Origin of the sequence: Cellulomonas fengjieae (assembly GCF_018388465.1) — a bacterium.
In the GTDB taxonomy this organism is placed as follows: Bacteria; Actinomycetota; Actinomycetes; order Actinomycetales; family Cellulomonadaceae; genus Cellulomonas; species Cellulomonas fengjieae.
Window position 1 is genome coordinate 2,601,974 of sequence record NZ_CP074404.1, and the last position, 14,440, is coordinate 2,616,413.

The window sequence follows — 14,440 nt, forward strand, 5'->3', positions numbered from 1 at the left end:
ATGCAGAGCGAGACCCTCGGCCTCGACGCCGACGTCACGCCCCCGCAGCGGGTGCCGCTGCGGTCGCGGGCGCGCGCACGTACCGCTCGCGCCCTGCGGCGTGACGGCCACCTGTGGCCCACCGTCACGCTCGTGCTGTGGATCATCGTGTGCTGGGCTCGGCCCATCCTGCGCGACCCCCGCAACCTGCGGCTGTCCAACCCCGGTGACTCGGAGTCGTTCGCGTACTACCTCTCGTGGAACGTGCACGCCCTGACCAACCTCGAGGACCCGTTCTTCGCGCCCAACCTCTACGCCCCCGAGGGCCTCGACCTGGGCAACGCGATCTCCGTGCCGGCCGTCTCCATCCTCGTGTCGCCGATCTCGGCGGCGTTCGGGGGGACAGCCGGGTACAACGCAGCGATCCTCCTGTCGATCCTGTTCGCGGGCCTGGCCGTGTACCTGCTCGCCCGCGAGCTCACCGGGTCGGTCGTGGGCGGGACGCTCGCCGGTGCGCTGATGGTCGTGAGCCCGTACGTGACCGGGCACTCGCTCAGCCACCTCAACCTCATGTGGGTGTTCGGGCTGCCGCTGCTCGCCTACCTGGTCGTGCGGGCGGTGCGGGGCACACTGCGGCGCCGGTGGCTGGTCGTGTGGACCGCCGCCATCGTGGCCTTCACCCTCGGCGCGTCGACCGAGCTCATGGTGACCGAGAGCGTCTTCGCCCTGGTCGCCCTCGTGATCGCGCTCGTCGTGGTGCGCGGACCGGCACGCGCGACGCTGCTGCGGACGGTCCCCTGGCTCGCGCTCGGGGCCGTCATCGGTGCGATCGTGGCCTCGCCGGTCATCGCCGCCGGACTGAGCTCCGGCATCCCGGAGTCCGTGGCCAACCCCCCGTCGCTGTACTCGAGCGACCTCACGAACGTGGTCGTGCCGACCGAGCAGCTGCTCGTGGGCGACTCGTTCTTCGCCGACCTGCGCACCCGCTGGCTGGGTAACGGCGCCGAGAACACGGCGTACCTCCCCTTCACTCTGCTGCTGCTCGTCCTGGCCTCGGCCATCGCACGTCCCTCGCGCCTGCAGGCCGGGGTGGGCGCCTTCGCGGCGGTCGCGCTGCTGTTCAGCTTCGGTCCGGTGCTGAACATCGCGGGCAGCCCGACGGTGCCCCTGCCGTGGCGGCTGGCCGAGCTCGTCCCCGGCCTCGACCACGCCCTACCCGCCCGGTTCTCCGCGTTCGTGTTCATGGCCCTGGCCGTGCTCGTGGCGGAGGCGTGGGCGCGGCGCGCCCTGCCCCGGTGGTTCGTGGGCGGGTGCGTCGCGATCAGCGCCGTGCTGCTGCTGCCCAACCTCGCCCAGCTGGGCTTCCCGACCGACGCCCACGAGCCGCCGTTCGTCACCGACGGGGCCATCAAGGAGGTCGTCGAGCCCGGTGACAACGTCCTGGTGCTGCCGGCAGGCCAGTGGGGGCCCGGCATGCGGTGGCAGGACACGCTGGACTTCTCCTTCGACATGCCGACCGGCAACGGCGGCGGCGCGCAGGCGCCGGAGGCCCTGAGCGATCCCGTCGGCTGGGCGCTCTACAACCGCGACCTGGAGTTCGACTACGCCGGCACCCTGCCCGAGTACCTGCAGGAGTACGACGTCGACACCGTGATCGTGGACGGCACGCACCCTGCGTGGGACGCTGTCGTGTCGGAGGCGCTGGGGACCTCCGGACGCCAGGTCGGGGGCGTGCACGTGTACGACGTCCCCTGACCGGGCAGCAGCCGGGCGGCCGATGGGGGTAGCAGTGTTCGCTGGTCAGCACTACGACGAGTCGTACTACGCGGCGAACGGGCAGCTCGGTGACCGGCCCGCCCTGCGCTACTACGACCGCCTGGTCGGCAGGTACCTGAACCCCAGGCACGTGCTCGACGTGGGCTGCGGGACCGGCCACCTGCTGGCTCGCATGGCGCGGCACCGGCAGGCCGACGGGCTCGAGCTGTCCTCGTACTCGGCCTCCGTCGCGCGGCAGGTCTCCCCCGGGAGCACGGTCTGGGAGGACGCGGCCGTGCTGCCGCCCGGAAGGTTCGACGCCTTCACGGCCGTGCACGTCTTCGAGCACATCCCGGACGAGCCCCTTGCCGAGCTCCTCGCGCAGCTGCGCCGCGCGACGACCCCCGACGCGCGAGCGCTCGTGGTGGTCCCGGACCCCGCGGGGGCTGCCAGCAGGCTGCACGGGAGCCGCTGGAACGCACTGACCGACCCCACCCACATCAACCTCAAGCCGCACGCCGAGTGGCTGGACTACTTCGACGCGCACGGCCTGCGCGTCGTGCGTTCCTGCTCCGACGGGCTGTGGAACTTCCCCTACTCGTCGCTCCCGATGCCGTTCGACGCCCTCCGGCACGGCCTGCCGATGGCCGCGCAGTTCCTCGCCGGGCGCATGTGGCTGACGCCGGGCTCGGGCGAGTCGTCGTTGTTCGAGCTCACCTGGGCGAGCTGAGGCCCCGTTCGCGCAGGAGCCGGTCGAACAGCTCGGCATGCTGCTCCACGACCACCGAGTCGAGGTAGCGCGCCCGGGCCTGCGCGGCGCCCGCGACGGGGTCGAGCCCGGCGTCGGAGATCTCCCGCAGCGCCTCGGCGATGGCGGGCGCGTCACGCGGGGGCACGATCCGCCCGAACCCCGTGTCGCGCACCGGCATGCGCACCCCCGGCAGGTCGCTGGCCACGACGGGGATCCCCTGCATCATCGCCTCGACCTGTACCAGGCCGAACGCCTCGAGCGAGTTGACCGACGGCAGCGCGAAGACGTCGAGCGAGGCGTAGAAGTCCGGCAGTGCCTCGTCCGCGACGAAACCCATCAGCCGGATCCGCGGATCGTCGCCGATCGCCTCGCGGACCCGGTCCACCACGCTCCCGCCGGCGACCTTGGCGAAGTCGCCACCGATGAGCAGCCGGGCGTCCGGCCCGAGCTCACGGAAGCCCCGCACCAGGTACTCGAGACCCTTCTCCTCCACGATCCGGCCCAGGAACCCGACGTGCAGGCCGTCCCCGTCGCGGAACCGGGGCTGCCCGCCCGAGCGGTCGACGGCCGGGGCGGGCAGGGCCTGCGTCCGCCCGGCCATCGCGCCGGCCAGCCGGCTGGCGCGCGCGTAGTCCTCGCTCGTCACGGCCACGACGTCCGACCGACGCAGCGCGATCCGGTGTGACCGGTCGAGCGCCCAGGTCTGGAAGGAGTTGAACAGCCCCGCGGGCAGGGTCACGTCGCACTGGTACGTGGTGACCAGCGGGACGCCCCGGACCCCGAGCGCGATCGCGCCGGCCTCGAGCATCGGCAGGTGCAGGTGGACCAGCTTCGCCTTGCGCGCCCAGCGCAGGACGGTGGGCACGAACGACGGGCTCACGATGCCCTTGCCGATCCTGGCCACGACGGGCGTGCGCAGGACGTCGACGCCGCCGATCCGCTCGATCCGGGGCGTGCTGGGGTCGTGGTGCCCGGCGATCACCAGGACCCGGTAGCCGCGTGCGACCAGGCCCTCGGCGGTCACCCGCGCGGCCTCCGTCACGCCCGAGACGTAGGGCGCGTAGTAGTTGAGCGCCACGAGGACGTCGTACGGGCGGGGCGAGGTCGTCTCGAGGGGCGAGGCAGTCTCAGGGGGCACCGTGCACTCCGATCAGGGCGAGCTGCTGCGTGGGTTCGGCGCCTTCGGCGCCGACGTCGAGCTGGATGGTCGCGATCGACGCGTCGCCGAGCTCCACCGGGACCAGGGCCCGACCGTCGACGATGTCCGCGCGCGCGACCTGGCCGGTCTCGAGCACCGTCGCCCGTACCTCCCCGGCACCGGCTGCGGCGAGCTCGAGCTCGACCGGACCGGTGAGACCGGGAGAACGAACGACGGTGATCTTGCCACCGTCGGGACCAATCATGCTGCCGTCCGCCTGGGCGTACGGGGACCAGGTGGGCAGGTCCAACGGCACGGCCGCGACGGCGGGGGCGGCGCCCAGGTCGACCATCCGGAAGCGGTCGTTCTGGGCGACGACGGCCGCGGGGTCCGCATCGAGGAACGCGCCGGGACCGACGAGGAGGAACGGGTCCTGCTCCCCCGCCCAGTACGTCGTCATCCCGAGGTAGTCGGGCCGCAGGGACACGTACGAGACGAGCGGGTCCTCCCGCAGCGCGTGTGCGAGCCACATCTGGCTGAAGAGGTCCGCGGCGAGCACGGTGACGCCCTGGCCGCCCTCGCCTCCGTCCTCGTCGACCCACCGGGCGGCCTCGTCGTAGGTGGCGTCGACGTGCCGCTCCGGCAGGCGGCCACGGTCGATGCCGTCGGGCGCGCTGCGCACGTTGACCACGACGGCGACGACGACGATCGCCGTCAGCGTGGCGGTGAGCCCCGTGACGAGCCGGGGAGCGAGCGCCGACCGCGCCGTGCCCCCTGTCCGGACGCGTGCCGCTCGCCGCAGGCGTGCGCCGAGGGTGGACCAGCCGGCGGCGCTCGCCAGCAGCAGCAGGGGCAGCAGGACGCTCGCGGCCCGCACCTGGGTGTAGCCGCGGTGCTCGGCCGTGAGGAACCCGAGGTAGCCGAGGCCGACCGCGAGCAGCGCGAACCACATGCCGCGGTGCCGGTCCAGGACGAGCGCCAGCACCCAGCCGAGGACGAGCGTCGCCGCGAGCACCACGACCAGCGCGGTGCCGAGGTTCGGCCCGGCGGCGCCCACCGGCTCGGCGAGCGCTGCGGTGCCGACGACGCGGCTGACCGCCGCGAACCAGCCGTCGCTGAACAGCGGCGACCCGAAGCCGTCTCCCGCCCGTGGCAGGGTCAGCGCCTGCACCCCGCGCACCCAGGAGGTCGGTGCCATGGCGACGGCCATGCCGAGCACCGCCAGCAGGCGCCCGGCGCGCCGGCCCAGCCCGCGCGGCCGGCGGAGCAGCACGGCACCGAGCACCGCCGGGACGACGAACAGCGCGTACTCGGTGTAGACGCCGGCGAGCGCGGCCGTCACGAGCGCCGCCGGCCACAGCGGCAGCCGGCGCTCGGTGGCGGCCATGACCGCACCGATCGTCAGCAGGGCCAGGCCGGCGCCGAGCAGGGCGTCCACGTTCTGCTGATAGCTCTGCTGGACGACCACGGCAGAGGTCGCGCAGACGGCGGCCAGGAGCATCGAGGCCAGCCGACCGAGTCGCAGCAGCCGCCCGGACACGAAGGCGGCCGGTGCCAGCAGGGCGATCCAGAGAGCCATGACGCCCATCACGGAGCCGACGGCCGGCTGACCGGTCACGGCGCCGAGCGCCGCGTGGACCAGGGGCTGGCCGACGCGGAGCGGGAACGCCAGCGCGGCCCGCAGGGGCACGTCGGCAGGGGTCGCGTTGCCCTCGCCCGGGACCGCGCCGGGCTCCGGCACGGGCGAGATCGGGTGGTCCCCCATCCACGCCGACTCCGCCACGTAGAAGAACACGTCGCCCGAGTCGTTCGCGGACAGCGCGCGCCCGTCACCGGCCCACGCGCTCGGCAGCAGGGCGACCGCGGCGCCGATCGCACCGATGCCGACGAGCAGCACCGCGAGACCGACCGCACTCAGGTCGACCCGCCACGGCGACGTACCCCGTCGGACGCCGACGACCACCAGGACCGCCGCCACGACGGCGGTCACCGCCAGACCCCCGCGGGCGTCGAGCCACCACGACGACGTCGACATGACGACGGCGAGGAGTGCGGCGCCGAGCAGGGGCGCGGCCGGTACGAGCGCCGCGCGGCGGCGGGGTCGCATGGGTGCGAGCACTGCGAGCCCCAGCACGAACAGCACGACGAGCGCAGCGGCCATCCAGATCAGCGTGCTCACCATGCGGGTGCATCCGGGCGTGCGCGGCGGATGACGACGGGGAGGAGCACGGCCGCGGCTGTGAGTGACCCGACGAGCAGCGGGAGCGCGCTGCGCACGATCAGGTCGGGCACGGCGACGGCGACGACCACCGCGGTGAGCAGGGCGCACACCCACGCCGGGCTCGTCCACCGGTGCGCGCCCAGAGCGACGGCGACGTCGTTGGTCACTGACGCAACCAGGTACGCCGCGATCCCGCCCGCCACCAGCGTGACGGCCGCGCGCGAGACCGTGTAGTCCGGCCCGAAGACGAGGCTCACGAGCTGCGGCCCGACCGCCGCCGCGACCAGGACCGTCGCCGCCGCCATGGCCAGCACCGCACTCGCGACCATCAGCAGGAGCCGCCGCAGTGCGGCGTGCTCACGGCGGTGGGCCAGGTCGGCGATCCTCGAGACGTAGGCGGCCTGGGCGGCCTGCAGGACGAAGACGGGGAGCCGGGCGAGCGTCAGGGCGGCCAGCAGGTGGCCGGCGACGACCGCGTCCTGCCCGGTCCCCGCCGCTCCGGCCACGACGAGGCCGCTGTTCAGCAGCGCCTGCATGCAGAGCATCGCCACGACCAGGCCGCCGACCTCGTGCGCGAGGGTGGCGCCCCTGCGCGGGGGGGCCTCCGCGACCACCGGCATGGCCGGGGCGTGCCGGTGCCATCGATGGACGAGCCAGGCCCCGACCGCGCCGCACACCAGCGACGAGGCCGCCACGGCCGCCACGTACGGCCCGACGCTGTGCACGCCGGCGGCCCACAGCACCAGGGCGAGGACGGCCCGCAGGCCCGCGTCCACCACGACGACCACCGCGTACTGGCGGAAGGCTGTGCGCCCCGCCAGGACGCCCCGGGACGGGAACTGCCACGCGTAGCCGAGGCAGGCGAGCGCGAAGGCCACGACCGAGATCACCACGGCGTCCGTCGAGCCACCCCGGACGAGCTGGATGACCGTGTGCACGGCGATCGCGATCGCCGCCACGACGAGAGCGAGCCGGGTCCCGCTGACGCGGAGCGCGACCACGGACGCGGCACTCGCGCGCCGGCCGGCGGACCGCCGGGCGAGGACCTGCTCGAACGGGAGGAACGCGCCGAGGGACGTGATGATGATCGCGGCCCAGAACAGCGAGAACCGGCCGTACGCCGCCGGGCCGACCGCCCGTGCCGTCACCACGAGCAGCACGTACGTCGCCGCGCCGGACGTGAGCGCCCCGAGGGCGACCCAGGTCGGCGAGTCGCTCCGCCTCACCGCGGGGTCACCCGAGCGCGGCGCTGGCCGTGAAGATGGCGAGCCACGCGACGCCCAGGACCTGCAGCGTGCGGTCGCCGAGCACGATGGACTCGGGCTCCCCCGCCGCACCGCGGTCGATGTCCACCGCGTACCGCAGCAGCGCGACCACGAACGGCACGACCGACAGCTGAGGCAGCAGGTCGTTGGTCCGCTCGAGGCTGAAGGCCCACAGGGAGTAGAAGGTCAGCGTCGCCGCGCCGGCGATGCTCCAGACGAAGCGCAGGTAGCTGGCGGAGTACAGCTCGAGGCTGCGCCGCGTCGACGCCTCCCCCTCACCGACCAGGTGCACCTCGGAGTAACGCTTGCCCGCCACCATGAAGAGCGACCCGAAGGCGGCCACGAGCAGGAACCAGGGCGACAGCTCGACCGAGGCGGCGACACCGCCCGCAACCGCCCGGAGCAGGAAGCCGGACGAGACGATCGCGAGGTCGATGACGGCCTGGTGCTTGAACCACAGGCAGTACGACAGCTGCAGGACGATGTACACCGCGAGCACGACCGCGAGTACGCCGTACCCGAGCAGGGCGGCGGCCGCCGGTGCCCCGAGCAGCAGGAGCACTCCGACGATCACCGCGAGCCGGACGGACACGGCCCCGGAGGCGATGGGCCGGAACTTCTTGACGGGGTGCGCGCGGTCCGCCTCGCGGTCCAGCACGTCGTTGATCATGTAGATCCCGGACGACGCCGCGCAGAACGTCACGAAGGCGACCAGGACTGCGACCACGGTGTCGGCGTCGGCGATCGTCCCGGCCGCCAGGGGCCCGGCGGCGACGAGGACGTTCTTGACCCACTGGCGTGGGCGAGCGGCACGGAGCAGCGGAGGCATGGCGCTCACCGCCCGTCGGACGCGACGCGACGCACGACGACGGCGGAGACCGCGCCGAGCGCGGCTCCCACGGCGACGTCGCTCGGGTAGTGCACGCCCAGCAGCACGCGCGAGAACGCCATGCCCCCGGCCGCCGCCACCGCGAAGGGCATCCCGACGAGCGGCGCGAGCGCCACGACCGCCGCGGTGGTCGAGGCGACGTGCGCGCTGGGGAAGCTCAGGTCCGACGGTGTGGAGGTCAGGACGGCGACCCGCGGGTCGTTCGGCCGCTTGCGCCGCACCACCCGCTTGAGGACGACGGCGCCCGCGTGCGCGCCGAACGCCGCGGCGCTCACGCCGAGCCAGAGCCGACGCCGGTCGCGGTCCACGGCCGCGCCGACGACGCCGAGGGCGAGCCAGCCGCGAGCGTGCTCACCCCACGACGAGTAGCCGCGCGCGAGGGACGGGAGCGGTCCGTCCCCGGCGACCTCCTGGATCCGTCGCATGACGTCGATCTCGGCGTCGGTCAAGACGGAGGCCCCCTCGGTGTCAGCTGCGCAAGTGCCTGGAAAGACTACACAGCGCAGCGGGAGTCCCCGAGCACGGCGGGCGCGTCAGGGGTTGTTGGCGACCGACCGGTTGCGGTACTCGACGCTGCCCACCAGCTGGCTGCGCAGCTCACCCTCACCCCGGGCGAGCAGGACCGGCGGCCACGTCGCCATCCCGGCGGGATCCGCCGAACGGCCCAGGAAGCGCTGGTACGCCGCCTCGACCCGCAGGTTGGCGCTCTCCCCGGACTTCCAGAAGCCCCGGACGACCGCGTCCTTGCCGGCGCTGCGCACCAGCGGTGCCCAGAACGCGACGTCCCCGCTGCCGGCCTTGCGGCCCAGCACGTCCCGGTAGAGCGCGGCGACATAGGTGTTGTCCGTCTCACCGGAGATGTTGTAGTACTCGACGCTCCCGAACAGCCAGATGCGCAGGTCCTCCGAGCGCATCTGCCCCTGCATGATCGCCGAGGTCCACGTGGACAGACCCTGCGGGTCGGGCGCGCGCCCGAGCACGTCGTCGTAGTCGCGGGCGACGGTCGCGTAGGCGTACTCGGTGCTCGTGGCCAGTGCCGTCGCGACCTGCGCGGGCGACATGCCCTGCACCATCGCCCGGCTCCACCCCTCGAGCCCGCCCGGGTCGGCCTCCCGGCCGAGGACGTCCTTGTAGAGCTGCTTCACCACGGGACGGACCACGCCGAACGCCGGGGCGGAGCTCGCGGCGGCCGCCTGCTGGCGGATGGTCCCGAGCGTGGAGTACCCCTGGTTCCCGGGGCACGCGGTGTAGGCGACGTCACGGTGCCCGAACACCCGCGGCAGGTTGACCCACTGGTTCGTGTAGCGCGAGTTCTCCCCCGCGCCGGTGTAGTAGTCCATGCGTCCGAGCGGGTCGACCAGGTACTGGCCGAGCCGCCACCCGATGATCTGGGCCACGGAGGCGACCATCGCGCCCGACGGCGCGACGTTCGAGTAGTCCCCGAGCATGGACACGCCGACGGTGCCCGTGTTGAAGCCCCCGGCGTGCACGCCGATCACCGGGTTCATCAGGCTGTCGGCCCGGCCCTCGTAGAGGTTTCCCCACTTGTCGACGACGAAGTTGTAGCCGAGGTCGCACCAGCCGCGGCTGTCCATGTGGTACGCCTGGTCGTTGCGGATCTGCTGCATCGCTGCGCCGACGCTCGAGTACGAGTTGGGGCCGGCGGTGTGGTGCACGACGGCGCCGACGAGGTTCGCGGCGACGTCGGGCCTGCAGGACTGCGGACGCGCACCCCAGGCACCGCGCAGGATCACCTGCGGCGCCACCGCGTCGGTCGCGAGGACGGCGGAGCGGACGACCGCGGAGCCGCTGGACGCCGACTGGGTCACCGTCGCGTCGCTCGGCGCGACCTCCGGCGACCCGATGAGCGACAGGCTCATGCCCTCGGGACCACCCTCCGGGGTGGCCGCGAACGACAGCTGCAGCGCGGTGGCGTCGCCGATCCAGATCGCGTCCGTCCCGCCCCGCAGCTCGTGCTCGGCGTCGGCCGTGCCCGCGTCCGCGTACGAGTCCGACGGGTCGAGCTCGACCCAGTCCCCCCACTCGCCGTCCGTCTGCGTGCGCACCTGGGCGCCCAGACCGTCGACGACGGCACCCTCGGGCCAGGTCACGCCGATCGTCTGCACGGCGTCGGTGTCGACGGGCGGGGTCACCACCCGGTCGCCCGCCTGGACGTCCGCGACGACGGCGTCCTCACCCGGGTCGACCTCGGTCGCCTCCTCGGGCGGGGCGCTGTCCGGGGTCTGCGTGGGGGCCACGTCGGGGTCGACCCGCGTCTGCGGCTCGGCGGTCACCGTCAGGTCGACCTCCTGCACCGTCGTCTCGTCCGCGACCGTCGTGCTGGTCGGCGCGGACCCGACCGCCGGCACGACGACGTGCTCAGGACGGGCAGCACCGACGCCGGGAACCCCGAGGGTCGCGGTGAGGACGAGGGCAACGACGACGTTGAGCAGCATGGGAGTCCTGACACAGGTGGACGTGGTGTGTTAGCAGCGTCACCCGGCGGCAGCAGCCAGTCAAGGACCGTGGCCCCCTGCGGTTGCGTGTCGGCGCAGATCAGCGTACGAGGACACCCGTCGCGCCGGACCAACTGATGGTCCCCCGTTGGAACGTCTGCGTACAGCCCGCCACGGGGTCGCAGCCGAGGACCGTCGACGTCGGCAGGCCGAGCGGGGAGGCCATGCCGCCCAGCTCCGTCCACCGTGCGTGGATCAGGCCCCCGATCAGCTGCGGGCCCGTGGCCTGCGACCACACAGCGGCACCGTTCTGGAGCGGCTGCACGCAGCCGGAGTTGGGGCACGCCAGGACGGTGCCGGTGGGAAGCCCCAGGCCCGCCTTCAGTCCGCCGGCCTGCACCCAGCGCGCGTACAGCAGCCCACCCATGAGCTGGGCACCCGCCGCGGCCGACCAGGTGGCCGCGCCGTTCTCGAACGGCTGCACGCAGCCGAGGTTCGGGTCGCACGCCTGCACGGAGCCGGTCGGGAAGCCCAGCCCGGCGGCGAGCCCGCCCTCGGCCGACCACTTGGCGTAAAGGAGGCCACCGATCAGGGCGCTTCCCGACGCGGCGGTCCACGTCATGGCGCCGTACTGGAACTTCTGCAGGCAGGCCTGCGGGGTGCACGTCGACGGCGCCTCGACCGGCAGGCCGATCCCGGCCGACGGCCCGCCGAGAAAGAGCCACGAGCCCGCGATCGCCCCGGTGACCGGCTGCGCGCCGGTCGCACCGGACCACGTGATCGCTCCGCCGGTGAACTGCTGCATGCACCCGGCGGACGGGTCGCAGGACAGGGTGGTCGTCGTCGGGTAGCCGAGTGGCCCCGTCGCGCCGCCGTGCGCGTCCCACGTCGCGCGGATCGCGCCGCCGATGAGCTGCGCGCCGGTCGCCGCCGACCACGTCACGAGGCCCGCCTGGAACGTCTGCGTGCACCCGGCGACGCCGTCGCAGCCGAGCACGGTGTTCGTCGGGTACCCGATGCCCGCCGCGATGCCGCCCGCGGCCATCCACCGCGCGAAGATCAGGCCGCCCACCAGCTGCGGGCCCGTCGCCGCCGACCAGGTGATCGCGCCACCCTCGAACTGCTGCACGCAGCCCGCGGCGTTGTCGCAGGCCAGGACCGTCGTGGTCGGGTAGCCGATGCCGGCGGAGAGCCCGCCCGCGGACATCCACTTGTCACGGATGCTCCCGCCGACCGCCTGGGCGCCCCCGCCGGGCGACCAGTAGACCGTGGCGCCGGTGAACTCCTGCGAGCAGCCGGTCGGGACGAGGTCGCACCGCTGGTGGCTCGTCGGGACCCCGAGAGCGCCCCGCGAGCCGCCCAGCGAGCTCCAGAGGGCGTTCACCTGCGGGCTGACGCCGTAGCCGTGCGTGGGCCCGAACCAGTCGGTGAAGTAGTTCCAGAAGTTCCGGTTGCCGTACGACGAGCAGGCGTCACCCGTCCCGTAGCCGGCCGCGAGGGCCGCCGCGTTCGGCTGGTAGGGCGTGTAGTTGTACAGCCCCGCCGTCGCCTGGTTCTCGATGAGCACCGGTGACGTGCCGCAGGCCGCGTTGGGGTGGAACCGCACGTTGTTGGTGAGGCCGGCGCGGTGGGCGTAGCGGCTGGGGTTGAGCGCGTAGTTCTTGAACTGCCACGCCGCCTGGTACACCTGGTTGAAGAAGCCGTAGTACTTCTCGTCGCAGGGCGCGGTGTCGGGGCAGCCGAAGCCCATCGCCTTCTGGTACCGCGCGGCGGTCGCGGCCGCGCCGGTCGTGGTGACGAGGCCCTGCTCCTTCTGCAGGATCACCAGGATCGCCTGGGCGTTGATCCCGCAGGCCCGGGCCACCTTGGCGATGATCGCGGACGCCCGCTCGTTGCCGACCCCGTCGTACTGGCCCCGGCAGCGGTCGTCCGCCGGCCGCGTCCACGTCGACTGCCGATAGTTCTTCAGGCACGCCGAGCCGTCGGCGCCGACGCCGCAGCCGGCGCCCTTGGTGTCGAGGAACGACTGGACCGCGCCCTCGCCCCACCACTCCCCGTCGAAGAAGACGGCGTCGCTGATGATGTTGCCCGGCCGGAACCCGCTGAGGTCGGCCGCGGTCGCCGGCGCCGCGAGCGGGCCGCCGAGCGCCACCGTGATCGAGCCGACCGCGAGCAGAGCGACCGTGACGACGCGGGCCGCGGCGCGCAGCACCGGGCCCCTCACGGGACGACCACCGTGATCGCGTCGGCGGTACCGGTCGACGTCGGCGACTCGTACCCGACGGTGGCGGTCCACGTCCCCGGGCCGCCGACCGGTGAGCGCAGCTCCCCGCAGGAGGTCGACCCGGCGTCGGGCACCGCCGGCGTGGTGACGCTGGCGGTGGTGCCGGGTCCGGTCAGGACCAGCGAGCACGAGCCCTCCGACTCGACGACACCGTCGACGTACGCGCCGACCAGGACCATCCCGTCGGCCGACGACCAGCCCGCATACGTGGTGGTGACGGAGACCGCGGTCCGCGGCGGCCCGGCCGGCGGGCTCGTCGGTGCGACGGTGGGCGCGGTCGACGGGTCCGTCGACGGCGACGCGACGGGCGCGGTCGCGCTCGGCGCGGTCCCGCCGGGGGTGCTCGTGGCGCTCGCGGTCGGCGACGGCGACGCGGGCTCGCCCCGGTCGATCTCCGGCGCCGTACACCCCGCGCCGAGCAGCAGCGTGACGACGGCCGGGGCCGCGACGGCCCACCGCCCGGTCACGTGCCGGGAGGACTGCCGGGCGGGCAAGGTGCGGGGGCGGCATCGGTTCGTCATGGCGCGCTCATGCTGACACGCACACCCCCGCCACCTGCGGGCGGAGCCCGGCGACACGCGGGCAGCGATGCCGAGTCGGCTATCGTCAGGGCCGTCATCGACACCGACGTGGGGAACCACCATGCACGTGCTCGTCACCGGCGGAGCCGGTTTCATCGGCTCCAACTTCGTCCACCAGACCGTGCGTGAGCGCCCGGACGTCCGCGTGACGGTCCTGGACGCCCTGACCTACGCGGGCGACGAGCGCAGCCTGGAGCCGGTCGAGGGCAAGGTCGTCTTCGCCAAGGGTGACGTCGCGGACCCGGACATCGTCGACTCCCTCGTCAAGGACGTGGACCTGGTCGTGCACTTCGCGGCCGAGTCGCACAACGACAACTCCCTGCACGACCCGTGGCCGTTCCTGCGCACCAACATCATCGGGACCTACCAGCTCCTCGAGGCGGTCCGCCGCCACGACGTGCGCTACCACCACATCTCGACCGACGAGGTGTACGGCGACCTCGAGCTGGACGACCCCGCGAAGTTCACGCCGGAGACGCCGTACAACCCGTCGAGCCCGTACTCCTCGACGAAGGCCTCCTCCGACCTCCTGGTGCGCGCCTGGGCCCGCAGCTTCGGGGTGCGCGCCACCATCTCCAACTGCTCGAACAACTACGGGCCGTACCAGCACGTCGAGAAGTTCATCCCGCGCCAGATCACCAACGTGATCGACGGGGTGCGCCCCAAGCTCTACGGCTCGGGCGAGAACGTCCGGGACTGGATCCACGTCGAGGACCACAACAGCGCCGTCTGGGCGATCGTCGAGCGTGGCCGCCTGGGCGAGACCTACCTCATCGGCGCCGACGGCGAGGAGAGCAACAAGACCGTCGTCGAGGACATCCTCGAGATCATGGGCCGCCCGCGCGACGCCTACGACCTGGTCAGCGACCGCCCGGGGCACGACATGCGCTACGCGATCGACTCGACCAAGCTCCGCGAGGAGCTCGGCTGGGTCCCGCGGTACGAGAACTTCCGCACCGGCCTGGAGGCCACCGTCGCCTGGTACCAGGCGAACGAGGCGTGGTGGCGGCCGCAGAAGGACGCCACCGAGGCGAAGTACGCCCAGCTGGGCCGCTGATCTGCACAGGTCCTCCACGACGCCGCTGCCTGCACTCCCTCGTACGCACGGTTCGCCCTCCTAC

At 73.4% G+C, this 14,440-nt stretch carries 11 protein-coding genes; 4 read left to right on the top strand and 7 right to left on the bottom strand.

Features of this window, described 5'->3' with window-relative positions; genetic code table 11:
- Positions 1–1,734 (top strand): glycosyltransferase family protein, encoded by a 1,734-nt coding sequence (locus KG102_RS12005; RefSeq protein WP_208211706.1) that lies wholly within the window; start codon positions 1–3, stop codon positions 1,732–1,734.
- A gap of 34 nt (positions 1,735–1,768) precedes the next feature.
- Positions 1,769–2,464 carry a class I SAM-dependent methyltransferase gene (locus KG102_RS12010; protein ID WP_208211708.1) on the top strand — a complete coding sequence of 232 codons (696 nt, stop codon included), beginning with the start codon at positions 1,769–1,771 and terminating at the stop codon, positions 2,462–2,464.
- Here KG102_RS12010 and KG102_RS12015 read toward each other — a convergent pair.
- The 7 genes from KG102_RS12015 to KG102_RS12045 form a co-directional block, all read right to left on the bottom strand.
- Entirely contained in the window at positions 2,448–3,623 is a 1,176-nt protein-coding gene (locus KG102_RS12015) for a glycosyltransferase family 4 protein (protein WP_208211709.1), read from the bottom strand. The genes KG102_RS12010 and KG102_RS12015 overlap by 17 nt on opposite strands.
- Positions 3,613–5,805, bottom strand: a complete 2,193-nt coding sequence (locus tag KG102_RS12020; protein WP_208288653.1) for a hypothetical protein — start codon at positions 5,803–5,805, stop codon at positions 3,613–3,615. Before KG102_RS12020 ends, KG102_RS12015 begins: the two co-directional genes overlap by 11 nt.
- Positions 5,799–7,070, bottom strand: coding sequence for a lipopolysaccharide biosynthesis protein (locus tag KG102_RS12025; protein WP_208288651.1), 1,272 nt, complete (start codon positions 7,068–7,070; stop codon positions 5,799–5,801). The genes KG102_RS12020 and KG102_RS12025 overlap by 7 nt, the downstream gene beginning before the upstream one ends.
- A gap of 7 nt (positions 7,071–7,077) precedes the next feature.
- Entirely contained in the window at positions 7,078–7,938 is an 861-nt protein-coding gene (locus KG102_RS12030) for a decaprenyl-phosphate phosphoribosyltransferase (RefSeq protein WP_208211715.1), read from the bottom strand.
- Between the two features lie 5 nt (positions 7,939–7,943).
- Positions 7,944–8,447: a phosphatase PAP2 family protein gene (locus KG102_RS12035; protein ID WP_243883906.1), complete on the bottom strand. Its 504-nt coding sequence runs from the start codon at positions 8,445–8,447 to the stop codon at positions 7,944–7,946.
- A gap of 84 nt (positions 8,448–8,531) precedes the next feature.
- Positions 8,532–10,454, bottom strand: coding sequence for a DUF4214 domain-containing protein (locus tag KG102_RS12040; protein ID WP_208288649.1), 1,923 nt, complete (start codon positions 10,452–10,454; stop codon positions 8,532–8,534).
- A gap of 100 nt (positions 10,455–10,554) precedes the next feature.
- Positions 10,555–12,678 (bottom strand): LGFP repeat-containing protein, encoded by a 2,124-nt coding sequence (locus tag KG102_RS12045; RefSeq protein WP_208288647.1) that lies wholly within the window; start codon positions 12,676–12,678, stop codon positions 10,555–10,557.
- 12 nt (positions 12,679–12,690) lie between these two features.
- Between KG102_RS12045 and KG102_RS12050 the strand changes: the two genes are divergently transcribed.
- Together KG102_RS12050 and rfbB are read left to right on the top strand one after the other, a co-directional pair.
- Positions 12,691–13,275 carry a hypothetical protein gene (locus tag KG102_RS12050; protein WP_213362994.1) on the top strand — a complete coding sequence of 195 codons (585 nt, stop codon included), beginning with the start codon at positions 12,691–12,693 and terminating at the stop codon, positions 13,273–13,275.
- Between the two features lie 105 nt (positions 13,276–13,380).
- Positions 13,381–14,376 (top strand): dTDP-glucose 4,6-dehydratase, encoded by a 996-nt coding sequence (gene rfbB, locus KG102_RS12055; RefSeq protein ID WP_208211723.1) that lies wholly within the window; start codon positions 13,381–13,383, stop codon positions 14,374–14,376.
- Positions 14,377–14,440: the final 64 nt, after the last annotated feature.